We start from the raw sequence: 22,846 nt of genomic DNA, 5'->3' as shown, positions 1-22,846 counted from the left end.
GTCGACGCCGGCTGGTACCCGTACGCCGCCCAGATCGGCCAGACCGGCAAGACGGTCGCGCCGAAGCTGTACCTCGCGGCCGGCATCTCCGGCGCGATCCAGCACAAGGTCGGCATGCAGTCCTCGGAGAACATCGTGGCGATCAACAAGGACTCGAACGCCCCGATCTTCGAGTTCTCCGATCTCGGCATCGTGGGCGATCTCAACAAGATCCTCCCGAAGCTCACCGAGGCAGTGAAGGCGAAGAAGGGCTAGGAGACGCACATGGCAGCCGCCGCCAACAACGGGAAGGCCGTCCCCGCGGCCTTCCCGCCGCCGGTCGAACCCCGCAAGGAGTTCATCAAGCGCGAGGTCGACCCCGAGGACGAGATCATCGAGGTGGGCGTCGCCATCGTCGGCGGCGGCACCGCCGGTCTCGCGACCGCGAACCGGCTCCTCCAGCTCCTGCACGAGGACGCGGAGAAGGGGGGCGACCTCATGGAGCGCCTCGGCGAGGTCCCCGTCGCCGTCATCGAGAAGGCGAAGACGTGCGGCGGGCACAACCTCTCCGGGGCGGTCATGCGGCCCGGCCCGCTCGAGGAGCTCTTCCCGGACATGAGCCGGGAGGACTGGCGCAAGGAGGGCTTCGCCTTCGGTGAGGTGAAGAAGGAAGCCGTCTACATGACGCCGACGGGCAAGATGTCCCTGCGGATCCCGACCCCGCCGCCGTTCAAGAACCACGGCAACGAGGTCGTCTCCGTCTCGGCGCTCGCCCGCTTCCAGCAGCAGCAGGCCGAGGAGGGTGGCGCGTACATCCTCACCGAGACCTCCGCCACCCAGCTCCTCGTCGAGGACGGGCGCGTGAAGGGCGTCCGCTCCGGTGACAAGGGCCGCGGCAAGGACGGGGAGCCGCTCGGCAACTTCGAGCCGGGGACCGACATCGTCGCGAAGGCGACGGTCCTCGCCGAGGGCTGCTGGGGCCACCTCACCGGCGCGGCGATCCGCGAGTTCGACCTCGGCGAGAACCGCGAGCCCCAGGTGTGGGAGCTCGGGGTCAAGGAGGTCTGGAAGGTCCCGAAGCCGCTCGACAAGATCATCCACACGATCGGGCCCTGGCCGCTGAAGATCAGCGCGAAGTACGGGCAGATCGGCGGCACGTGGATCTACCCGATGAAGGACGAGAAGACCGGTGACGACCTCGTGTCGATCGGCTTCGTCGTCGACCTCGAGTACGCCGACGCGACGACGTCGGCCCACGACCTCCTCCAGCAGTTCAAGCTCCACCCCCTCGTGAAGAAGATCCTCGAGGGCGGCGAGCGCGTCGCGTGGGGCGCGAAGGCGCTCCCGGGCGGCGGCTACTGGTCGATGCCGAAGCTCACGATGCCGGGGGCCGTCCTCGTCGGCGACTCCGCCGGGATGGTCGACACGGTCGCGCTCAAGGGCGTGCACCACTGCATCAAGTCGGGCATGCTCGCGGCCGAGTCGATCTTCTCGGCGCTCAAGCGCGGCGAGTCGAGCTTCGAGAGCTACGAGACGGCGGTCGAGGAGGGCTCGATCGGCAAGGAGCTCTACGAGGTCCGCAACACCCGCCAGCCGTTCCAGAAGGGCTTCATCAAGGGCGGCCCGCTCGTCAACATGATGATCGCGACGAAGGGCAAGTTTCCCGGCGGTCGCTGGTCGTGGCACCGCAACGACCACCAGCCGATGTTCATCGGCAAGACGGCGGACAACTACCCGAAGCCGGACGGCAAGTACACGTTCGACAAGCTGTCCTCGGTGTTCATCACGGGCAACGCGACCCGCGACGACGCGCCGAACCACATCCGGGTCGAGAAGCGCGTTCCGCGCGAGATCGCGGAGACGTGGAAGTGGATGTGTCCCGCGGGCGTCTACGAGATCCCGGAGGACGCGCCGGAGACGGGCGACGTCGACGTCATCGTCAACTACACGAACTGCGTGCAGTGCGGCGCGATCACCGCGAAGGGCGGCCGGCTCACGGTCCCCGAGGGCGGCGACGGGCCTCTCTACACGGTGAGCTAGTCCCGTCCGCACCTGTCGTTCCGACGACCCCTTCCGGCGAGGCCGGGAGGGGTCGTCGTCTTTTCTGCCCTCGTCCTCACTCAGTCAGTAAGCTGACTGAATGGCGGGGCGCGCATCGGACACTCGTGAACGGCTCCTGGAGGCCGCACTCGACGTCGTGCACGGGCAGGGCTTCCATCGAGCGACGCTCGCGGACATCGCACGGGAGGCCGGTGTTCCGCCAGGCAACGTCCACTACCACTTCCCGACCAAGCAGTCCCTCGGCGACGCCGTGCTCGACCGCCGGCTCGCGCGCCAGAGGGCCGCGACCGCCCGCTGGGGCACGCTCCCGTCGCCGCAAGAGCGGCTGACCGCTTTCCTGCAGATGACGGTCGACGCCCGCGTGCAGCTGACCGAGCGCGGCTGCCCGGTCGGGAGCCTGTGCAGCGAGCTGGCGAAGGACGGCGGTCCCCTCGCCGACCACGCCGCGGAGCTGCTCGCCGGCTGGCTGGCCTGGCTGCGCGCCCAGTTCGCCGAGCTTGGCCACGACGACCCCGACCGCTCGGCCGGCCACCTGCTCGCGGCCGTGCAGGGCGCGACGCTGCTGGCGCACGCGCTCGGCGACCCGCGCCACGTCGAACGCGAGGCCGAGCACCTGCGGCGCTGGATCAGCGAGTCGTGACCGGGCCGAGCACCAGGCGCGTCGTCGTCACGGGCGCCACCGGGTTCCTCGGACGCCATGCGCTCGCGGCGCTGACCGCTCGGGCCGACGTCACCCCGATCGCGGCGTGCCGCTCGCCGGAGCGTCTGGACCTCGTCGGTGACATCGAGGTCCGCTGCGGCGACCTGCGCGATCCCGATCATCGCCGCGCGCTCGTCCGCGATGCCGACGTCGTCGTCCACGCCGGGACCTGGGGGGCGATGTGGGGCCACGCCGTGCAGGAGCGCACGCACTTCTACGAGCCCGCGCACGCGCTCCTCGAGGCGTCCATCGACGCGGGGGTCCGGCGCTTCGTCCTGCCGAGCACGGTCGCGATCGCCGGCTCCGCCGCCGACGATCCCGTGGACGACGAGGCTCCCACCGCGCGCACCGGCTTCTGGCCGCACCTCGATCGGCTCGTCGATCTCGACGACGAGATGCGGGCCGCGAGCGGCCGCGGGACCGAGATGGTCACGCTGCGCCTCGGGCACTTCGTCGGCGCGGGCCTCACCACCGGCCTCGTCGAGGTGCTCGCCTCGCGGCTGCGGACGCATCTCGTTCCCTGGCTGGCCGGAGGCCGCGGGCGGCTGCCCCTGATCGCCGACACCGACCTCGGCGAGGCCCTCGCGCTGGCCGCCGTGGCGGACGGCCTCGCGCCCTACGAGTCGCTGAACATCTGCGGCCCCGAGTTCCCGACCGCCCGCGAGGTCATCGACTTCATCGCCGAGCGCGGAGGGGTGCCACGCCCTCGCTACTCGGTGTCGTTCGCGGCCGGGCACGCGTTCGGGTGGCTCGCGGAGCGCGGGGAGGCGCTGGGTCTGTCCCGCACGCCGTTCCTCACCCGCTCGATCGTGCACCTCTCCCGCGACAGGCGGTGCGCGACCGACCGTGCGACCGCCACGCTCGGCTACGTGGCGCGGGCCCCGTGGCGCGACGCCGTCGGCGCGGCGCTGGCCGACCTCCGCGCACGTGGCTACCCGCCACCGGCTCTGGCGCAGCCTGCATGACGCGCTCCCGCATCCGCGTCGGCGCCGCCATCGACGGTCGCGAGCCGACGACGGGCTGAGCATCCAGGGGCGGGAGCGATCCGGCGGGGGCGCAACTGTCGCGGCCCTCGCCTGTTCCGGGGGGAGCATGACGCCGCTTCGCCGCATCCTCGCCCTCGGCGCCGCCGGGGGCCTCGTCCTCGCCGCCCCAGGCGCGGCATCCGCGCTCACCGCGACGACGAGCGCCACGTCGTCCGACGACGCCCCGCGCCTGCGCGCGACCCTCGAGGAGTGCGAGACCGGCCTCCGGGAGGAGGACCGCGTCGCGGAGTTCCGAGGCGCGATGCCCGCGCGCTCGGGCCATCGCCTCCTCATGCGCTTCGACCTCGAGCGGCGCGACGCCGACGGCGAGGACTTCGAGCGCATCAAGGCACCGACCTTCGGCCGCTGGGAGAAGTCCGATCCGGGCGTCGCAGGGTTCGTGTACCGCAAGCGCGTCGAGGGGCTCGACGCCCCCGGTCAGTACCGCGCGCTCGTCCGCTTCCGCTGGAAGAGCCGCTCCGGGCGCACGATCCGCACCGTCAAGCGACGGACGAGGACCTGCCGGGTCCGCGACGAGCGTCCCAACCTCGTGCTCGGCGACCGTCGCGTCGTCGCGACGCCCTACGGCCCGGTGCTCGAGGTCGACGTCCGCAACGACGGCCGCACGCGCACCCGCCGGGAGAGCGAGGTCGCGCTGCGCGTCGGCGCCGTCGAGGCCTCCTCCGCGCGCGTCCCGGAGCTCGCGGACGACGAGGAGACGACGGTCGTGCTCCCGGCCGCCGGCTGCCTCGCCGACACGGCGCTCCTCGTCGCCGACCCGGACGACGTCATCGACGAGGCCGACGAGGACGACAACGAGAGCGCGCGCCCCTGCGCCTGAGCGGCGATCCGCCGTCCAGGCGCCCGTCCACCCTGGAGGGGCGGGCCGGGGTCGCTGCGCTACTCTCGGTGATGAGATGAAGACCGAAATCCACCCCGACTACGTCGAGGCCCACGTCCGCTGCACGTGCGGCAACGAGTTCACGACGCGCTCGACGACCCCCGAGATCCACGTCGAGATCTGCTCCCAGTGCCACCCGTTCTACACGGGTCGCCAGAAGCTCGTCGACACCGGCGGTCGCGTGGAGCGCTTCAAGCGCCGCCAGGCGAAGCGCGCGCAGCGCCCCTCCTCGTAGGGGCGCCCTGCACCGAGAGACGCGAGCCACGGATGAGCGAGCGTCAGGACAGCGGAGGGGGCGCGCCCGGCGCCCTCTACGGGGGCCAGGCCCTCATCGAGGGCGTCATGATGCGCGGGCCCGACGCGTGGGCCGTCGCGTACCGTGAGCCCCTCCCCGAGCAGCTGACGCCCGAGGGCGTCGCGGCCCGCGAGCTTCCGCGTGGCGGGATCGCCATCGAGTCCTTCCCGCTCGAGAGCGCGCTGCACCGGCACCGCGTCCTCCGGCTGCCGCTCATCCGCGGCGTCGTCGCCCTCGGCGAGTCGCTGCGGATCGGCTTCCGCGCGCTCAACCTCAGCGCCAACGCCCAGCTCCCGCCCGGCGAGCGGCAGATCACCGGCGGCCTCTGGGTCGGGACGGTCGCGGTCGCGCTCGCGCTCGGCATCGGGCTCTTCTTCCTCCTGCCCGCCGGCCTGACGAAGCTCACCGGCATCGGCGGAGACTCCGCCTCCGGCGGCCTCGCGTTCGTCATCGTCGAGAAGCTCGTGCGCGTCGGCGTCTTCCTCGGCTACCTCGCGCTCGTGTCGCGCATGGGGCATCTCCAGCGCGTGTTCCAGTACCACGGGGCCGAGCACAAGACGATCGCCTGCCACGAGGCGGGGCTCCCGCTCACGCCCTCCAACGCCCGCGGCATGAGCCGTCTCCACCCGCGCTGCGGCACGAGCTTCCTCCTCCTCGTCATGCTCGTCGCGGTCGTCGTCTTCGCGCCGCTCGGCGAGCTCGCATGGCCGTGGCTCGTCGTGTCCCGCGTCGTCGGGATCCCGCTCGTCGCCGGCCTCGCTTACGAGGCCCTGCGTGGCTTCGCCCGCCACGGCGACAGCGCGTGGGGCCGCGCGCTCGTGTGGCCCGGGCTGCAGCTGCAGAGGCTCACGACGCGAGAGCCCGACGACGATCAGCTCGAGGTCGCGATCGCCGCGCTGCGCGCGGTCGTCGCCGAGGACGAGGCCGAGCGGGCGCACGGCGGACGCGTCGACTCGCCCCTCGCCGCCTGACCCGCGGACTGGCCGCACGACGCGCGCCGGTACCGTTCATCGAGGAATGATCGAGCAGCTCGTCGAGCAGATCGAGACGCGGTACGCCGACCTCGGCGCGCAGATCGTCGACCCCGAGGTCATCGGCGACCGCCGCCGCTACGCCGACGTCGGCCGCGAGTACCAGCAGGTCGAGGCCGCGGCGAAGCTCGCCGAGGAGTGGCGGCGCGCGCAGGACGACATCGCCGGCGCCCAGGAGCTGCTCGCCGAGGGGGAGGACCCCGAGGTCCGGGAGATGCTCACGACGGCGCGCAGCCGCGCCGAGGAGCTCGGGGAGGAGATCCGGCTCGCGATGGTGGAGCGGGACCCCAACGACGACAAGAACGTCATCGTCGAGGTCCAGGGCGGCGCCGGCGGCGAGGAGGCGGGTCTCTGGGCCGGCGACCTCTTCCGCCTCCTCTCCAAGTACGCGGAGCGCCTCGGCTACAGCACCGAGCCTCTCGAGATGGGCGACGGCAAGTACACGTTCGCGATCAAGGGGGACGGCGCCTACTCCGTGTTCAAGTACGAGGGCGGGACGCACCGCGTGCAGCGCGTCCCCGCGACGGAGTCCCAGGGGCGCATCCACACCTCGACGGCGACCGTCGCGGTCCTCCCCGAGGCGGAGGACGTCGACGTCCACATCGACCCGAACGACCTCCAGATCGACGTCTACCGGTCGTCGGGTCCCGGCGGCCAGTCGGTGAACACGACGGACTCCGCCGTCCGGATCACGCACCGGCCGAGCGGCATCGTCGTCTCGATGCAGGACGAGAAGAGCCAGCTCCAGAACCGCGAGAAGGCGATGAGGGTCCTGCGTGCGCGGCTGTACGAGGCCGCGCTCGCCGAGCAGCAGGCGGCCGTCTCCGCCGACCGACGCGCCCAGGTCGGGACCGGTGATCGGGCGGAGAAGATCCGGACGTACAACTACGGCGAGCGCCGTGTCACCGACCATCGCGTCAAGCTCACCGTCCACAACCTCGACGACGTCCTCCAGGGCGAGCTCGACGAGTTCACCGCCGCGCTCTCCTCCGACGAGAAGCGCCGCCGGCTCGAGGCCCAGGCGGCCGGGGCGGCCTGAGCGCGCGGTGGCGTTCGCGGGCGTCCCGATCGCCGACGCGCTCGACTCCGCGCTCGTCGCGCTGCGCGCCTCCGGCTCGCCGACGCCGCGCCTCGACGCGGAGGTGCTCCTCGCGCACGTGCTCGGCGTCGACCGGGCGCGCCTCGTCATCGACGCCGACCGGTCCGTCGAGGGGCCGGCGATCCGCCGCTTCCAGGAGCTCGTCCGGCGACGCAGCGTCGAGGGCGCGCCGGTCGCGCACCTCGTCGGGGAGCAGGGCTTCCGGCGCCTCGTCCTGCGCAGCGACCCGCGCGCGCTCATCCCGCGCCCGGAGACCGAGCACCTCGTGGAGTCCGTGCTCGAGCTCCTGCCCACGGGGGCGCGCGTCCTCGACGTCGGCACGGGGACGGGCGCCGTCGCGCTCGCGCTCAAGGACGAGCGCCCGGACCTCGAGGTCCACGCCAGCGACGTCGACCCCGACGCGCTCGCGCTCGCGCGCGAGAACGTCGCGGCGACCGGCCTCGACGTCGCGCTCCACCACGCCGACCTCCTCGACGGCGCGCCGGCCGGGCTCGACGCCGTCGTCTCGAACCCCCCGTACGTCTCCGAGGAGGAGCGCGGCGACCTTCCACGTTCGGTCGTCGGTCACGAGCCGCACGGCGCGCTCTTCGGCGGCCCCGACGGGCTCGAGGTCGTGCGGGCCCTCGTCGCCCAGGCGGGCGCGCTGGAGGTCCCGCTCGTCGCCCTCGAGCACGGCAAGGGACAGCGCGAGGCGGTGTCCGGTCTGCTCCGCGACGCGGGATACGATCGCATCGACGTCCACGACGACCTCGCCGGGATCGACCGTGTCGTCGTCGGTCGCCGCAGCGGGGGAGGGGGTGCCCGATGACGACGCTCACAGAGCACGACGCCGAGGTCTTCGAGCGCTGCATGGCGGTGGGAGGCGTCGCCGTCTTCCCGGCGGACACCGTCTACGGGCTCGCGTGCGACCCGGAGGAGAAGGAGGCGCTGCGGCGGCTCTACGCCCTCAAGGGCCGCGTGCCGGACAAGCCCTCGGCGGTCATGCTCTTCGACGTCGGGCTCGCGCTCGCCGCGCTCCCCGAGCTGGGCGCCGGGACGCGCGCGGCGATCGAGCGTCTCCTCCCGGGCCCGGTGACCGTCCTCGTCCCGAACCCCGCCCACCGCTTCCCGCTCGCGTGCGGGCCGACGCCCGACGTCCTCGGCCTGCGCGTCCCGCGGCTGCCGGACTCCGCCTCCGCGCTCCACGCGGTCCGGTGGCCGGTCCTCCAGTCGAGCGCGAACCTCTCGGGCGGACCGGACGCGCGCCGGCTCGAGGAGGTGCCCGAGGCGCTCCGCGAGCACGCCGACCTCGTCTTGGACGCCGGCGAGCTGCCGGGCACGCCGTCCACCGTCATCGACCTCGTCTCCTACGAGGACGACGGCGCCTGGAAGGTCCTCAGGGAGGGCGCGCTGCCGGCCTCCGAGGTCGCGACGATCCTCGACTGACCACCGCCCGCCCGCGCAGCTACCATCGGCGCATGCGCATCGCGGTCGCCTCCGATCACGCCGGGTACCACCTCAAGGCGCACGTCGCCGAGACGCTCGCGGCGGCGGGCCACGAGGTCCTCGACGTCGGGACGCGCTCGACCGACTCGGTCGACTACCCCGGCTTCGCCCACGACGCGGCGCAGAAGGTCGCCGACGGCGAGGCGGACCGGGCGGTGCTCGCGTGCGGGTCCGGCGTCGGCGTCTCGATCGTCGCGAACAAGGTCGCCGGCGTCCGCGCCGTCAACGCCCACGACGAGCACGAAGCGGAGATGGCGCGGCGTCACAACGACGCGAACGTCGTCACGCTCTCCGGCGCCCGGCTCGCTCCGGACAGGGCCGACGCGATCGTCGCGACCTTCCTGGACACCGAGTTCGAAGGCGGCCGACACGCGCGCCGCGTCTCCCAGATCAGCTCGATCGACGGGTCCTGACGGGCGCCGCCGGCGGGTGCCGCGGGCCCCGGAGGGCCCCGGTCGACGTGCTACCGTCGGGCCCCGATGACCGACCTGCCGCCGGACTTCTTCACCCGCCCCCTCGCCGACGTCGACCCGGAGATCGCCGAGCAGATCGGCCGGGAGCTCGAGCGACAGCAGCGCACGCTCGAGATGATCGCGAGCGAGAACTTCGTGCCGCACGCCGTGCTCGAGGCGCAGGGGAGCGTCCTCACGAACAAGTACGCCGAGGGCTACCCGGGCCGGCGCTACTACGGCGGCTGCGAGTACGTCGACGTCATCGAGCAGCTCGCGATCGACCGCGCGAAGGCGCTCTTCGGCGCCGAGCACGCGAACGTCCAGCCGCACGCCGGCGCCCAGGCGAACGCCGCCGTCTACCACGCGCTCCTGCGGCCGGGCGACACCCTCATGGGCCTGTCGCTCGCCCACGGCGGTCACCTCACCCACGGGATGAAGCTCAACCTCTCGGGGAGGCTGTACGACATCGCGCCGTACGAGGTCTCGCCCGAGACGGGGCTCGTCGACATGGACGAGGTCGAGCGGATCGCCCACGAGCGCAAGCCGAAGATGATCGTCGCGGGCTGGTCCGCGTACCCGCGCCACCTCGACTTCGCCCGCTTCCGCGAGATCGCCGACGCCGTCGGCGCCCTCTTCATGGTCGACATGGCGCACTTCGCGGGGCTCGTCGCCGCGGGGCTGCACCCGAGCCCGGTCCCGCACGCCGACGTCGTCACCTCGACGGTCCACAAGACGCTCGGCGGCCCGCGCTCCGGCGTCATCCTCTGCCGCGAGGAGCACGCGAAGGCCATCAACAGCGCGGTGTTCCCGGGCCAGCAGGGCGGTCCGCTCGAGCACGTCATCGCCGCCAAGGCGGTCGCGTTCCGCATCGCGATGACCGACGCGTTCAAGGAGCGTCAGCAGCGCACGATCGACGGTGCCCGCGCCGTCGCCTCCGCGCTCCTCGAGGGTCCCGCCTCCGAGCACGGCGTGAGCGTCCTCACCGGCGGCACGGACGTCCACCTCGTCCTCGCCGACCTCCGCGAGTCCGAGCTCGACGGCCAGCAGGCCGAGGACCGCCTCCACGAGATCGGCATCACGGTCAACCGCAACGCGGTGCCCTTCGACCCGCGGCCGCCGATGGTGACGAGCGGGCTGCGCATCGGCACGCCCGCGCTCGCGACCCGCGGCCTCTCCGTCGACGAGTTCCGGACCGTCGGCGAGATCATCGCGCGTGCGCTCACGCCCGAGGGCGCGGCCGAGAAGGACGAGCTGAGCGCCGCCGTCAGCGCCATCGCCGACCGGCACCCGATCTACGAGTCGCTCTCGCGCGGCGCGGGCGCGGCCGTCTGAGCGCACCGGGACGCGTCTCCGCCCGGGTGGGGGCGTAGGCTCAGCGTCGGCCCATGTCCGAGAGCGACGCCGTCCTCGCCTTCCTGGCGGCCTTCGCCGTCGCTGCGGTCCTCACCCCGTTGACGGCCCGCCTCGCCCGGTCGGTCGGCGCGGTCGACAAGCCGAAGGACCGCGGGCTGGGCACGGGCGCGACGCCGCTCCTCGGCGGCATCGCGATGCTCGCCGCCGCGCTCGTCGCGTCGGCGCTCTTCCTCGACCTCGGAGGGGTCGTCGGCGACCGCTTCGAGGCGATCCTCTGGGGCGCCGTCGCCATCGCGCTCGTCGGCGCGCTCGACGACCGCTTCGATCTGCCGCCCCTCGTGAAGCTCGCCGGCCAGATCGGCTCGGCTTCCATCCCCGTCGCGGCCGGGGTCGAGGTAACGAACATCACCGTCCCGTTCCTCGGGGCGATCGACTTCGGCGATCTCGGTGCGCCGATCACGGTCGCCGGGATCGTGCTCGTCATGAACGTCGTCAACCTCTCGGACGGGATCGACGGGCTCGCCGCGGGCGTCTGCGCGATCAGCGCGGCCGCGTTCGCAGTCATCGCGTTCGACCTCGACCGCGGGCACGCCGGGGTTCTCGCGGCGATCACGGCGGGGGCGGCCCTCGGCTTCCTCATCCACAACTTCCACCCGGCGTCGGTCTACATGGGGGACTGCGGCTCGAACCTCCTCGGCTTCCTCCTCGGCTGCGTCGCCGTGGAGGGCGCCGTGAAGACGCAGGCGGTCCTCGCGCTGCTCTTCCCGCTCGTCGTGCTCGCGGTCCCGTTCCTCGACACGACGTTCGTCGTGCTCAAGCGCCTCAAGTACCGGCGTCCCATCATGGGCGCCGACGCCAACCACTTCCACCACCGGCTGAGCCGGATCGGCTTCAGCCACCGCCGGACGGTCGCCTACCTCTACGTGTGGACGGTCATGCTCGCGGCGTTCGCCGTCGCGCTGCGGTTCGTCCCCTACTCGGACAACGGCGGCACGCTCGACCCGGCGTGGAGCATCGTCATGGGCCTGCTCGGCCTCGTCGTGCTCGCCGCGAGCGTCTATCTCGTCTACGTCCTCGAGATCCTGAAGGTCCGCCGTCTCGACGCGCGTCGGCTGCGACGCGAGAGGCCGCGCGTCACCGAACGCGAGATCGACGCCGACGTCGACCGCGTCATCGAGACCGGCGAGTTCGATCAGGTGCGGCCGTAGATCGTCCGCATGAAGACGGCGACGAGGCCGTCGAGCAGCTCCTCGGGGTCGAGGGGCGCGTCCTGCACGAGCTGCTCGTAGAAGGTCCGCTCGACCATCCACACGAGCGCGAACGCCGTCGCTCGCGCCGGCGCCGAGCCGGAGTCGCCCGGCGGCTGCTCCTGCTCGATGCGCGCGACGGTCGCGTCGACGAACCGGCCGATGAGCGAGCGCCAGAAGCCCGCCACCTCCGGCTCGTAGGTCGAGACCTCCACGATCGCGCGGAGGAGGGGCCCGTGCTCGGTGTAGATGGCGCCGATGCGCGCGAGAGCCGTGCGCAGGGCCTCGCCCGGATCGTCCTCGCTCGAGAACCAGATGTCCGCCTGCGCGTAGAGGTCGGCGGAGATCTCCGCGGTGAGCCGCTTGAGCAGCTCCTTCTTGTCGCGGAAGTAGAAGTAGAAGGCGGTGCGCGAGATGCCTGCGCGCGTCGCGATCCGCTCGATGCCGATGTCCGCGAACGGCGCGCCCTCGGCGAGGAGCTCCTCGGTCGCGCGCAGGACGGAGGCCTCGACGGCCGCGCGCTTCGCGGTCGTCCGGGCTGCGTCGCGGTCGCCGCTCGACATGGCGCGCGATCGTAGCAGCGGCGCTCGACGCCTTTGACGCCCTGTCGAGCGGCGGGCCCGGGAGCTGGAGCGACCGGGGACCGCGGGCTGCGATCATGCGCGTTCCTCAGGTTCCTTCCCGCGGTCGCGTCATCTCTCGCGGGCGCGCCCGTTGTCCAGGCATGCGCACTCGACTCCTCACCCTTCTCGTCCTCGCCGCGAGCACGCTCGCCGCCGGACTCGCCACCGCCCCCGCCTCCGTCGCGGCGGCCCCGCTCGTCGGCATCGCCGACCAGAAGCCCGACATGTTCGAGGACGAGCGGTTCAAGGCCCTCAAGCTGCGGACGGCGCGCTACTACGTCCCCTTCGACATCGACCGCCACGAGCCGCAGCTGGCGCGGCTCGACCGGTGGATGGAGCTCGCCCGCGAGCAGCGCGTCCAGCCGCTCATCACGATGGAGCGCGCGCTCTCGTCGACGACGCGCAAGCGCGGCGCCCCGAGCGTGAAGGTCTACCGCCGCGCCGTGCGCTTCCTGCGCAAGCGCTACCCGTTCGTGCGGGCCTACTCGGTGTGGAACGAGAGCAACCACTCGGGGCAGCCCCTGCGGCGCAACCCGCGGCGCGCCGTCTCGTACTACCGCGTGCTCCTGAAGGAATGCAAGGGCTGCCGCATCCTCGCCTCGGACCTCGTCGACGACAAGAACATGGTGTCGTGGGCGCGGCAGTTCGAGCGGCACCTCGGGCGCCGGGCGAAGCCGCCGATCTGGGGCCTGCACAGCTACTCCGACTCGAACAACTTCCGCATGACCCAGATCACGAGGCTCCTGCGGGCGGTCCGGGGGAAGGTCTGGCTCACCGAGGTCGGCGGGGTCGTCGCGCGGCGCAGCAGGTTCTCGCGGGCGAAGTTCCGCGGGAAGGGGGAGGCGCACGCGGCGCGGGCGACGCGCTACCTCCTCGACCGGATCGCGCGCTACAGCCCGCGGATCGAGCGCATCTACCTCTACCACTGGAACTCGAGCACCGACCGCGACTCGTGGGACTCGGCGTTCATCGCCCACGACGGGCGTGCGCGCTCCTCGCTCACGGTGCTGCGCAACCGGCTCAGCACGTCGCGGCGCGTCGTCTCCAAGGGACCGGCCCCGAAGCGCTTCCGGCGGTGAAGGCGCGGCCCCGCTCGCGCCGCTCCTGCCGCTAGCCTCCGGCGCGATGCACGTCGCGAACATCGAAGCGCTCGAGTCGTTCACGACCCTCGACGGGTCGAGCATCCGCGAGCTCTGCGGTCCCGCGTGGACACCGGCGGAGAAGCAGAGCCTCGCGGAGGCGACCGTCCCCGTCGGAGGGGCGACGACGGCGCACTACCACGTCGTCACCGAGGAGCTCTACTACGTGACGTCCGGCCGCGGGCGCCTGCGGGTGGGGGAGGAGGAGCGCGACGTGCGTCCCGGCGACTGCGCGGTCATCCCGCCCGGGGCCGAGCACAAGCTCTGGAACACGGGTGACGAGCCGCTCGTGCTGCTCTGCTGCTGCGCTCCCGCCTACACGCACGAGGACACCGTCCTCACCGAGGATCCGTCCGCGTGACCGCAACGACGGGGGCGCGGCCGAGTTGACGAGGAGGATGTCCCGCCGTCTCACAGCCGTCCTCGCCGGTCTCCTCGTCGTCGTCGCCGTCGCGATCGCGTCGGTGGCCGCCCCCGTCGCCGACGCGAAGCGCAAGCCGCTCCCGACGCGCGTGTCCGTCGGCATCGGCGACCAGAAGATCGACATGTTCACCGATGAGCGCTTCGAGGATCTCGGGATCCGCCGTGCGCGCCTCGTCGTGCCGTGGGACGTCTTCCACATCGACTGGCAGCTCGGGGACGTCGACCGCTGGCTGCGCGCGGCGAAGAAGGCCGACGTCCGCGTCTTCGTCTCCTTCACCCACTCGCGCGAGAAGGGGCGCCGCCGTGAGCTGCCCTCCCCGGAGCGCTACCAGCGGGAGTTCAAGAAGTTCCGCGAGCGCTATCCGTGGGTGAAGGAGTTCGCGATCTGGAACGAGGCGAACCACTGCGGCGAGCCGACCTGCCGGCGCGAGGCGCTCATCGCCGCCTACTACCGGAAGTTCCGCCAGGCCTGCAAGCACTGCGACCTCACGCCCGCCGCGCTCCTCGACATGCCGAACATGATCGAGTACGTGCGCGAGGTGACCGACGAGCTCGGCTTCGAGCCGAAGCAGTGGGCGCTCCACAACTACCTCGACGTCAACCGCAAGTCGACGAGCCGCCTGCGCAAGCTCCTGCGCGAGGTCGAGGGCGACATCTGGCTCACCGAGACCGGCGGGATCGTCGAGCGCCGCAACCGGCGCAAGGAGACGGTCGACTTCGACGAGGGCGTCAAGCACGCCGGCGAGGTGACGCGGTTCCTCCTCGACAAGGTCGTCCACGTCAGCTCGCGCATCCGGCGCGTCTACCTCTACCACTGGAACTCGGCGACCGACCGCGACTCCTGGGACTCGGCCCTCATCGACCACGAGGGCGAGGAGCGCACCGCGTTCCGCGTCGTGCGCAACCGCCTCGACGAGCGCCGCGAGCGCGTCGAGCGCCGGCGCCGGGAGCGCGAGCGGGAGCGGGAGCGCGAGGGCCGCGAGCGGGACTGACCGGGCCGGCCGCCGCCGCGCTTCCTTCCCGCCAGGCGGGAAGGATCCGCTGCCGCGAGGCGGATGCCGTGTCCGCCCGCGTCCCCCCATCCGGCGGTGTGGCGCGTCGCCGCGCTCCCGGCGTTCATAGCCTCCGTGCCGTGCGCCTCGCGGTCGTCTCCGACACCCATCTCCCGCGGGGGGAGCGTGAGCTGCCCGCCGCGTGCGTCGAGGAGATCGCGGCGGCCGACCTCGTCCTCCACGCGGGGGACGTCACGTCCGCGGGCGTCCTCGACGAGATCGCGGCGATCGGACCGCCGGTGCGCGCGGTCGCGGGCAACCGCGACGACGACGCCCTCGGCGCCCGGCTGCCCGAGACGGACGTCGTCGAGATCGGGGCGGTCCGCATCGCGATGATCCACGACGCGGGCCCGGCGCGCGGTCGGCTCGCCCGGATGCGGCGCCGGTTCCCGCAGGCCGACGCCGTCGTGTTCGGCCACTCGCACATCCCCCTCCACGAGACGGGCGACGACGGCTTCCAGATCTTCAACCCGGGCAGCCCGACGGACAAGCGCCGCGAGCCGGAGCTCACGATGGGGCGGGCGGTCGTGGAGGACGGCGCCGTGCTCTTCGCCCTGCTCGCGCTCCGCGGTGGCGGCTCCGCGCGGCGCCGTGGGACCGGGGACGGGGCGGGCCCCGCGCGTCGACCCGCGGGCGCGCGGTCGCTCTAGGCTGCGCCCGGCACGGACCCCGACACCTTGGAGCGAGCCGTGGGCCACGCCCTCCTCTCCCTCGCGATCTGCAGCGAGATCGTCGCCACCCTCAGCCTGAAGAAGGTCGGGTCGAGCCCCGTCTTCGGGGTCGTCGTCGCCGTCGGGTACCTCGCGGCGTTCACGCTCCTCGCGCTCGCACTGCAGCGCGGCCTCCCGCTCGGCGTCGCGTACGCGATCTGGGCGGCTGCGGGGGTGGCCGCGGTCGCGATCCTCAGCGTGCCCCTCTACGACGAGAAGCTGTCCGCGCTCCAGGTGGCCGGCATCGCCACCGTCATCGTCGGCGTCGCGGCGATCGAGCTGGGCGGCGAGCACTGAGCGGCGCCACCTCGCCCGCTGATGCCGACGGGCGCCGGTGGGGGCCCTCGCGCCGAGTGTCACAAAGTTGTTACAAGCTCGCGATCTTCGATAGGGTGGCGGCGCCGCCAAGGAGGCTGCCGTCCACGCCTCCGGAAGGGTCGCCCGCGTCGATCGCGCGGACGCCATCTCCTTGACCGCGCCGGCCGCACGCCGGTCCGCATGCCCCTCATCGCGACCCCCTGTCCCCGCCTGCACGACCGCTCGACGGAGTCCCGCCCGTGAACGCGCTGCGACTCGTCGACATCGTCCTCGTCATCGTCACCGCGCCGATCGCGGTGCTCCTCGGAGCGCCCGTCCTCGGCGTCCTCGTCGGTGCCGCGATCTGGGTCGCGCAGCGGTTCGGGGAGCTCGCGCTCGCCCGTGTCGCGGCCACCCGGAAGGACGTCCGCGCCGCAATCGGATACAACCTCGCGGGGGTCGTCGGACGCGCGTGGCTCGTGGGCCTTACCATCGTCGCGGTCGGCACCCTCGGAGAGCGGGAGGACGGCCTCGCCGCCGCCATCCTCGTGCTCGTCGCCTTCACCGTCTACTTCTTCAACTCGCTGCTCGTTCGTTCCCTGGAGAGGACCACCGCTAACTCATGAGCACTCGCGCCAAAGTCTTCACCGGCATCGGGGTGTGGATCGGGTCCATCGTCCTGTTCGCCGTCATCTTCGGCTGGAGCCGCTTCGACAACGACGACTTCAAGCCGCAGGAGGAGTTCCGCCTCGAGACGTGGTTCTCGGTGGGGCCGCTCGACGTCAACAAGGGCATCCTCTACGTCTTCCTCGCGGCGCTCTTCATGTGCGTGACGCTCATCTACGTCGCCCGGCGCATGCAGGACAAGCCGAACCGCGTCCAGACCCTCGTCGAGATGGCGTTCACGTTCATGCGCGACGACATCACGCGGGCGAACATGGACCACAAGATGGCGCTGCGCTGGTTCCCGCTCGTCGCCTCGCTCTTCCTCTTCATCTGGTTCTCGAACATCCTCGGGTACATCCCGCTGCCGACGAACACGGCCCACAAGGTCGACGTCTTCGGCGCGGAGATCCCGGCGTTCGCCCTCTACGCCGCCACCGCGAACCTCTCGATCCCCCTCGTCCTCGCGCTCGTGGTGTGGGTCACCTACAACGCGCTCGGCATCAAGGAGAAGGGCCTCGTCGGCTACATCAAGAGCTTCATCCCGGCCGGCGTCCCCGGCGGGATGCGGCCGTTCATCCTCGTGCTCGAGCTCGCATCGAACTTCATGCGGCTCATCTCGCTGTCGGTGAGGCTCTTCGCGAACCTGCTCGCGGGCCACCTCATCATCCTCTTCATGTCGGGGGCGCTCGTCGTCATCCTCGGCATCGAGGCGCTCGGGGTCGTCACGTTCCCGATGGGCGTCGCCCTCTTCATGTTCGAGGTCGGCCTCATCGCCACCCTGCAGGCCTTCATCTTCGCCACGCTCACCGCGATCTACCTCGGCGGCGCCGTCGCTGAGCATCACTAAGTCGCCAACACAGGAGAAACAGACATGGACCTCGCCACCCTCACCGTGATCGCCCAGGCCGCCGGGGAGTCGACGGCGGCCGACGCCGGTCGCGCCATCGCCCTCGGCGTGGGCGGCGGCCTCGGCGCCGTCGGCGCCGGCGTCGGCATCGGCATCGTCTTCGGGAAGGTCATCGAGTCGGTGACCCGTCAGCCCGAGATGCGCGACGAGATCACGTCGATCCAGTGGCTCGGCTTCGCGCTCTGCGAGGCGTGCTTCTTCTACGGCCTCGTCGCGGGCCTCATCGCGTTCTTCCTCTAGGCCGCGATGCTCAGCACCCTCACCACACCGATCCTCGCCGTCGCCGAAGGCGCCGAGGACGAGGGCGGGAGCTTCCTCGTCGAGCCCGACATCGGGCTGATGCTGTGGACGCTCGCCGTCTTCGCGGTCTCGATGTTCATCCTCTACAAGCTCGCGTTCCCGCACATCCAGGCGGCGCTCGACAAGCGGCAGAAGCTCATCGAGGACTCCATCGACACGGCCGAGCGGACGAAGGCCGAGGCCGACCAGATCCTCCAGGACTACCGGCAGCGCCTCGCCGAGGCCCGCCAGCAGGCCGACGACATCGTCGCCCGCGCCGGCAAGGCCGGTGACGAGGTCAAGCGCGAGGCCGCCGAGGAAGGGCGCCAGAAGCGCGAGGAGCTCGTCGCCCAGGCGCGTCGCGACATCGAGGTCGAGACCCGCCGCGCGATCCAGGAGATCCGCAAGGAGGTCGCGGATCTCACGGTCCAGGCGACGGAGAAGGTCACCCGGAAGTCCCTCACCGAGGAGGACCAGCGCCGCCTCGTGGAGGAGGCTCTCGGCGAGCTCGACTTCTCGGCCCTCAGCGGAGAGCGGACGGTCTAGCCGATGGAGGAGATCGCCCGCGTCTACGCCCGGTCCCTCTTCGAGGTCGCCGAGGCCCAGGGCCGGCTCGACGTCGTCCGCGAGCAGCTCGGCGCCTTCGCCGACGCCGTCGACGCGAACCGCGAGCTCCAGGTGTTCCTCTTCTCCCCGTACTTCGCGACGGAGGAGAAGAAGGACGGGCTGCGGCGCGCGGTGATCGACGCCGACCCGGTCGTGATGAACACGCTCGAGCTCCTGCTCGAGAAGCACCGCATGCCCGCGGTCTTCCGGATCCGGCGTGAGTTCGACCGGCTGTGGGAGGACGCGAACAAGCTCCTCCCGGTCGAGATCACCTCCGCGATCCCCCTCGACGAGGGCCTCGTGCAGCGGCTGAGCAGCCGCATCGGCGAGCAGACCGGCCGCAAGGTCGAGCTGAAGACCACCGTGGATCCCGACGTCATCGGCGGCATCGTCATGCGCGTCGGCAACAACATCCTCGACGCGTCGATCCGCACGCGTCTCGAATCCCTTCGCAAGCAGGTCGCCGCCGTCTAGGGCGCCGACCGACAGGAGACACACCTCCCATGCAGATCAAGCCCGACGAGATCACCAGCATCCTCAAGAACCGGATCGAGGGCCTCGACGCGAGCTCCGCGGAGCTCACCGAGGTCGGCACGGTCCTCTCCGTCGCTGACGGCATCGCGCGCATCCACGGCCTCGAGAACTGCATGGCGTTCGAGCGGCTCGAGCTGCCGCACGGCGTCACCGGCCTCGCGCTCAACCTGGAGGCCGACAACGTCGGCGCCGTGCTCTTCGGCCCCTGGGAGCACATCGTCGAGGGCGACACCGCGAAGCGGACCGGCAAGCTCCTCGAGATCCCGGTCGGCAAGCAGATGCTCGGCCGCATCGTCGACCCGCTCGGCAACCCGCTCGACGGCAAGGGCGACATCACGCCCGAGGAGTACCGCCCCGTCGAGTTCAAGGCGCCCGGCGTCGTCTCGCGTCAGCCGGTGAAGGAGCCGCTGCAGACGGGCATCAAGGCGATCGACGCGATGATCCCGATCGGCCGCGGCCAGCGCGAGCTCATCATCGGCGACCGCCAGACGGGCAAGACGGCGATCGCGGTCGACACGATCATCAACAACAAGGACTCGGGCGTCGTCTCGATCTACGTCGCGGTCGGCAAGCGCATGGCGACCGTCGTCCAGCTCGCGAAGACGCTGGAGGAGGCGGGCGCCCTCGACAACGCGATCATCGTCGCCGCCTCGGCCGACGAGGCCGCGCCGATCAAGTTCCTCGCGCCGTACGCGGGCTGCGCGATGGGCGAGTTCTTCCTCTACAACGGCGGGCACGCGCTCACCGTGTACGACGACCTCACCCAGCACGCGTACGCGTACCGCCAGATGTCGCTGCTCCTCCGCCGCCCGCCGGGCCGCGAGGCGTACCCGGGCGACGTCTTCTACCTCCACAGCCGCCTGCTCGAGCGCGCGGTGAAGCTCAACGACGAGCTCGGCGGCGGGTCGATGACCTCCCTGCCGATCATCGAGACGCAGGCGGGCGACGTGTCGGCCTACATCCCGACGAACGTCATCTCGATCACCGACGGGCAGATCTTCCTCGAGCCGAAGCTCTTCTACTCGGGCGTGCGCCCGGCCATCAACGTCGGCATCTCGGTGTCGCGCGTGGGCGGCAGCGCGCAGGTCGCCCCGATGCGCAAGGTCGCCGGCCGGATCAAGGGCGAGCTCTCCCAGTACCGCGAGCTCGAGGCCTTCGCGCAGTTCGGCTCGGACCTCGACGCCGATACGCAGCGGACGCTGGCCCGCGGCGAGCGTCTCGTCAAGACGCTCAACCAGGGTGAGCGGGCGCCGCTCAGCGTCGGTGAGCAGACCGTCCAGCTGTTCGCCGCGACGAACGGCTACCTCGACCGCGTCGCGACGGACCGCGTGCCCGAGTTCCACGAGGGCCTCATCCGCCGTGCGAAGGCCGAGAGCGCCGACCTCCTCGCGACGATCGAGGGCGGCGACTGGTCCGACGAGACGCAGAAGGCCGTCGACGAGCTGTGCGCCGGCTGGTCGAAGGACTTCGGCTACGACCTCGACGAAGAGGGCATGCCGGAGGAGGACACGAGCACGGTGAGCCAGGGCACGGGCGTCGAGTCCTCGGCGTCCTCGGCCCCCGCCGCGACCGCCGAGGAGCCGGCGGCCGTCTGAGACGGCCCGCCCCGGAACGAGACGAAGACGGAGCGAGATGCCTCAGGACCTCAAGTCGCTGAAGAGCCGCGTCGGCTCGGTGCGGAACATCCAGAAGATCACCCGCGCCATGGAGATGGTGGCGGCGGCGCGGCTGCGCCGGGCGGAGCAGCGCATCGAGGCGCTCCGCCCGTACGCGGGCGCGGTGCGGCGCATGGCGCGGCAGGCCTCCGAGGCGGCGGGGAACGTCCCGAACTTCCCCATCCTCACGGAGCATGACGAGGTGAAGACCGTCGGCATCCTCCTCGTGACGGGTGACCGCGGCCTCGCCGGCGCGTTCAACTCCCAGATCATCCGCGCGGGCCTTCGCTGCGCGGAAGAGCACCGCGCCGACGGGAAGGACGTCGTGTTCTACGCCGCCGGGCGCCGCGGGGTGAGCTCGCTCACGTTCCGCAAGCTCCCGCTCGAGGGGACCTACGTCGGGTTCTCGGACCGTCCGGCGTACGCGAACGCGCGCGAGATCGCCGACGAGCTCATGGCGTCGTACACGGACCTCAAGCTCGACCAGGTCGAGGTCTTCTACAACGGGTACGTCTCGGCGCTCACGCAGGTCGTCCGCCGCGAGGTGCTGCTGCCGCTCCAGCAGGCGACGATCCTCGAGGAGGCCGAGGTCGACGAGGACGTCGACGAGGACTCCGGTCATCACGCGCTCGTCGAGTACGAGCCCGATGCCGAGCAGATCCTCGGCCGCCTCATCCCGGACTACGTGGAGATCTCGGTCTTCCGGGCGCTCCTCGAGTCCACGGCCTCCGAGCACGGCGCCCGCATGACCGCGATGCGCAACGCGTCCGAGAACGCCGGCGAGCTCATCTCCAACCTCACCCTGGACCTCAACCGCGCCCGGCAGGCCGCGATCACCCAGGAGATCCTCGAGGTCGTCGCCGGGGCCGAGGCCCTCTAGACGGCGATCTCCGCCACGACCCCTCCGAAACCGGAAGACACCATGGAAGCCAGCACTCTCACGAAGAACGTCGGCAAGATCGAGGCGATCAAGGGCGTCGTCATCGAGGCCTCCTTCGCCGACACGCTCCCCGAGATCAACCACGCACTCGAGGCGCAGCTCAACGACACGACGCTCACGTTCGAGGTCCAGCAGCACCTCGGCGACGACCGCGTCCGCGCGGTCGCGATGGACGCGACCGACGGTCTCGCCCGCGGGATCGACATCGTCGACACGGGCGCCCCGATCACGGTCCCCGTCGGCGAGATGACGCTCGGGCGGATCTTCAACCTCCTCGGCGAGACGATCGACGACGGCCCCGAGCTCGAGGTGAAGGAGCGGTGGCCGATCCACCGGTCCGCCCCGACGGTCGAGAGCCTCACGCCGACCTCGGAGATGTTCGAGACCGGCATCAAGGTCATCGACCTCCTCGCGCCGTACGCGAAGGGCGGCAAGATCGGCCTGTTCGGCGGCGCGGGCGTCGGCAAGACCGTCCTCATCCAGGAGCTCATCCACAACCTCGCCAAGGAGCACGGCGGCCTGTCGGCGTTCTGCGGCGTCGGCGAGCGCTCGCGCGAGGGCAACGACCTCTGGCTCGAGATGAAGGAGTCGGGCGTCATCGACAAGACGATGCTCGTCTTCGGCCAGATGAACGAGCCGCCCGGCGCCCGCATGCGCGTCGCGCTCTCGGGCCTCACGATGGCGGAGTACTTCCGTGAGCAGGGCGGCCAGGACGTGCTCCTGTTCATCGACAACATCTTCCGCTTCGTCCAGGCGGGCTCCGAGGTCTCGGCGCTCCTGGGCCGGATGCCCTCGCAGGTCGGCTACCAGCCGACGCTCGAGTCCGAGATGGGTCAGCTCCAGGAGCGGATCACCTCGACGAGCCAGGGCTCGGTCACCTCGGTGCAGGCGATCTACGTCCCGGCGGACGACCTCACCGACCCCGCCCCGGCGTCGGTGTTCAACCACCTCAACGCGACGACGGTCCTCTCGCGCTCGATCGCGGAGAAGGGCATCTACCCGGCCGTCGACCCGCTCGACTCGACCTCGACGATCCTCAAGCCGGACGTCCTCGGCGACGAGCACTTCCAGGTCGCGAACCAGACGAAGGAGCTCCTGCAGCGCTACAAGGAGCTGCAGGACATCATCGCGATCCTCGGCATCGACGAGCTCTCCGAGGAGGACAAGCTCGTCGTCGGCCGCGCGCGTCGCGTCGAGCGCTTCCTCTCGCAGCCGTTCCACGTCGCCGAGCAGTTCACGGGGTCGCCGGGCGCGTACGTGCCGGTCGCGGAGTCGATCCGCGGCTTCAAGGAGATCCTCGAGGGTCAGCACGACGACCTCCCGGAGCGTGCGTTCTACCTGCAGGGCACGATCGACGACGTCGTCGCGGCGGCGAAGAAGGGCTGAG

Annotated in this window: 27 protein-coding genes; 26 read left to right on the top strand and 1 reads right to left on the bottom strand. The window is 71.6% G+C overall.

Features of this window, described 5'->3' with window-relative positions; genetic code table 11:
* The 13 genes from ACME2J_RS03875 to ACME2J_RS03815 all read left to right on the top strand — a co-directional run.
* Positions 1-255 (top strand): electron transfer flavoprotein subunit alpha/FixB family protein (locus tag ACME2J_RS03875; RefSeq protein WP_495543555.1); only part of this gene is annotated, 255 nt, incomplete at its 5' end.
* A gap of 9 nt (positions 256-264) precedes the next feature.
* Positions 265-2,019: an electron transfer flavoprotein-ubiquinone oxidoreductase gene (locus ACME2J_RS03870; RefSeq protein ID WP_495543554.1), complete on the top strand. Its 1,755-nt coding sequence runs from the start codon at positions 265-267 to the stop codon at positions 2,017-2,019.
* Positions 2,020-2,119: 100 nt separating this feature from the next.
* Positions 2,120-2,680: a TetR/AcrR family transcriptional regulator gene (locus tag ACME2J_RS03865; protein WP_495543553.1), complete on the top strand. Its 561-nt coding sequence runs from the start codon at positions 2,120-2,122 to the stop codon at positions 2,678-2,680.
* On the top strand, positions 2,677-3,705 hold the full coding sequence (locus ACME2J_RS03860; protein WP_495543552.1) for an NAD-dependent epimerase/dehydratase family protein: 1,029 nt from the start codon (positions 2,677-2,679) through the stop codon (positions 3,703-3,705). Before ACME2J_RS03865 ends, ACME2J_RS03860 begins: the two co-directional genes overlap by 4 nt.
* 127 nt (positions 3,706-3,832) lie before the next feature.
* Positions 3,833-4,606 (top strand): CARDB domain-containing protein, encoded by a 774-nt coding sequence (locus ACME2J_RS03855; RefSeq protein ID WP_495543551.1) that lies wholly within the window; start codon positions 3,833-3,835, stop codon positions 4,604-4,606.
* Between the two features lie 76 nt (positions 4,607-4,682).
* Positions 4,683-4,901 carry a 50S ribosomal protein L31 gene (rpmE, locus tag ACME2J_RS03850; RefSeq protein ID WP_495543550.1) on the top strand — a complete coding sequence of 73 codons (219 nt, stop codon included), beginning with the start codon at positions 4,683-4,685 and terminating at the stop codon, positions 4,899-4,901.
* Between the two features lie 32 nt (positions 4,902-4,933).
* Positions 4,934-5,932: a DUF1385 domain-containing protein gene (locus tag ACME2J_RS03845; protein ID WP_495543549.1), complete on the top strand. Its 999-nt coding sequence runs from the start codon at positions 4,934-4,936 to the stop codon at positions 5,930-5,932.
* A 46-nt stretch (positions 5,933-5,978) separates the two neighbouring features.
* Positions 5,979-7,031 carry a peptide chain release factor 1 gene (gene prfA, locus ACME2J_RS03840; protein WP_495543548.1) on the top strand — a complete coding sequence of 351 codons (1,053 nt, stop codon included), beginning with the start codon at positions 5,979-5,981 and terminating at the stop codon, positions 7,029-7,031.
* A gap of 7 nt (positions 7,032-7,038) precedes the next feature.
* On the top strand, positions 7,039-7,899 hold the full coding sequence (gene prmC / locus ACME2J_RS03835) for a peptide chain release factor N(5)-glutamine methyltransferase (RefSeq protein WP_495543547.1): 861 nt from the start codon (positions 7,039-7,041) through the stop codon (positions 7,897-7,899).
* The gene (locus ACME2J_RS03830) at positions 7,896-8,516 is read left to right on the top strand and encodes an L-threonylcarbamoyladenylate synthase (RefSeq protein WP_495543546.1); all 621 of its coding nucleotides are present in this window, start codon (positions 7,896-7,898) and stop codon (positions 8,514-8,516) included. The genes prmC and ACME2J_RS03830 overlap by 4 nt, the downstream gene beginning before the upstream one ends.
* 32 nt (positions 8,517-8,548) lie before the next feature.
* Positions 8,549-8,989: a ribose 5-phosphate isomerase B gene (gene rpiB, locus ACME2J_RS03825; protein WP_495543545.1), complete on the top strand. Its 441-nt coding sequence runs from the start codon at positions 8,549-8,551 to the stop codon at positions 8,987-8,989.
* 66 nt (positions 8,990-9,055) lie between these two features.
* Positions 9,056-10,360, top strand: a complete 1,305-nt coding sequence (gene glyA, locus ACME2J_RS03820; RefSeq protein WP_495543544.1) for a serine hydroxymethyltransferase — start codon at positions 9,056-9,058, stop codon at positions 10,358-10,360.
* A gap of 53 nt (positions 10,361-10,413) precedes the next feature.
* Positions 10,414-11,589 carry a glycosyltransferase family 4 protein gene (locus ACME2J_RS03815; RefSeq protein WP_495543543.1) on the top strand — a complete coding sequence of 392 codons (1,176 nt, stop codon included), beginning with the start codon at positions 10,414-10,416 and terminating at the stop codon, positions 11,587-11,589.
* On the opposite strand, the gene ACME2J_RS03810 is transcribed toward ACME2J_RS03815, so the two are convergent.
* Complete coding sequence (locus ACME2J_RS03810) at positions 11,574-12,191, bottom strand: TetR/AcrR family transcriptional regulator (RefSeq protein ID WP_495543542.1); 618 nt, start codon at positions 12,189-12,191, stop codon at positions 11,574-11,576. The two genes, ACME2J_RS03815 and ACME2J_RS03810, sit on opposite strands and share 16 nt — an antisense overlap.
* Positions 12,192-12,352: 161 nt before the next feature.
* On the opposite strand from ACME2J_RS03810, the gene ACME2J_RS03805 reads away from it, so the two are divergent.
* The 13 genes from ACME2J_RS03805 (at position 12,353) to atpD (ending at position 22,845) form a co-directional block, all read left to right on the top strand.
* Positions 12,353-13,330: a glycosyl hydrolase gene (locus ACME2J_RS03805; RefSeq protein ID WP_495543541.1), complete on the top strand. Its 978-nt coding sequence runs from the start codon at positions 12,353-12,355 to the stop codon at positions 13,328-13,330.
* A 46-nt stretch (positions 13,331-13,376) separates the two neighbouring features.
* Entirely contained in the window at positions 13,377-13,751 is a 375-nt protein-coding gene (locus ACME2J_RS03800; RefSeq protein WP_495543540.1) for a cupin domain-containing protein, read from the top strand.
* A gap of 37 nt (positions 13,752-13,788) precedes the next feature.
* Positions 13,789-14,805 (top strand): hypothetical protein, encoded by a 1,017-nt coding sequence (locus ACME2J_RS03795; RefSeq protein WP_495543539.1) that lies wholly within the window; start codon positions 13,789-13,791, stop codon positions 14,803-14,805.
* A gap of 140 nt (positions 14,806-14,945) precedes the next feature.
* Positions 14,946-15,515, top strand: coding sequence for a metallophosphoesterase family protein (locus ACME2J_RS03790; protein ID WP_495543538.1), 570 nt, complete (start codon positions 14,946-14,948; stop codon positions 15,513-15,515).
* A 39-nt stretch (positions 15,516-15,554) separates the two neighbouring features.
* The gene (locus tag ACME2J_RS03785; protein ID WP_495543537.1) at positions 15,555-15,872 is read left to right on the top strand and encodes a DMT family transporter; all 318 of its coding nucleotides are present in this window, start codon (positions 15,555-15,557) and stop codon (positions 15,870-15,872) included.
* A 260-nt stretch (positions 15,873-16,132) separates the two neighbouring features.
* A complete protein-coding gene (locus ACME2J_RS03780; RefSeq protein ID WP_495543536.1) occupies positions 16,133-16,498 on the top strand; it encodes a hypothetical protein in 366 nt (121 codons plus the stop codon).
* Entirely contained in the window at positions 16,495-17,385 is an 891-nt protein-coding gene (gene atpB, locus ACME2J_RS03775) for a F0F1 ATP synthase subunit A (RefSeq protein ID WP_495543535.1), read from the top strand. The genes ACME2J_RS03780 and atpB overlap by 4 nt, the downstream gene beginning before the upstream one ends.
* A gap of 24 nt (positions 17,386-17,409) precedes the next feature.
* Entirely contained in the window at positions 17,410-17,685 is a 276-nt protein-coding gene (gene atpE / locus ACME2J_RS03770) for an ATP synthase F0 subunit C (RefSeq protein WP_495543534.1), read from the top strand.
* Positions 17,686-17,691: 6 nt separating this feature from the next.
* Positions 17,692-18,270: a F0F1 ATP synthase subunit B gene (atpF, locus tag ACME2J_RS03765; protein ID WP_495543533.1), complete on the top strand. Its 579-nt coding sequence runs from the start codon at positions 17,692-17,694 to the stop codon at positions 18,268-18,270.
* A 3-nt stretch (positions 18,271-18,273) separates the two neighbouring features.
* Positions 18,274-18,804 carry an ATP synthase F1 subunit delta gene (atpH, locus tag ACME2J_RS03760; protein ID WP_495543532.1) on the top strand — a complete coding sequence of 177 codons (531 nt, stop codon included), beginning with the start codon at positions 18,274-18,276 and terminating at the stop codon, positions 18,802-18,804.
* A gap of 29 nt (positions 18,805-18,833) precedes the next feature.
* Positions 18,834-20,459 carry a F0F1 ATP synthase subunit alpha gene (gene atpA / locus ACME2J_RS03755; RefSeq protein ID WP_495543531.1) on the top strand — a complete coding sequence of 542 codons (1,626 nt, stop codon included), beginning with the start codon at positions 18,834-18,836 and terminating at the stop codon, positions 20,457-20,459.
* A 37-nt stretch (positions 20,460-20,496) separates the two neighbouring features.
* Positions 20,497-21,399: an ATP synthase F1 subunit gamma gene (gene atpG, locus ACME2J_RS03750; RefSeq protein WP_495543530.1), complete on the top strand. Its 903-nt coding sequence runs from the start codon at positions 20,497-20,499 to the stop codon at positions 21,397-21,399.
* 42 nt (positions 21,400-21,441) lie between these two features.
* Positions 21,442-22,845, top strand: a complete 1,404-nt coding sequence (gene atpD / locus ACME2J_RS03745; protein WP_495543529.1) for a F0F1 ATP synthase subunit beta — start codon at positions 21,442-21,444, stop codon at positions 22,843-22,845.
* The last annotated feature ends 1 nt before the right edge of the window (position 22,846 follow it).

The sequence above is a fragment of the Paraconexibacter sp. genome (genome assembly GCF_059438195.1).
The sequence above is the reverse complement of the archived record's forward strand: the minus strand, read 5'-3'. Positions and strand labels throughout refer to the sequence as shown.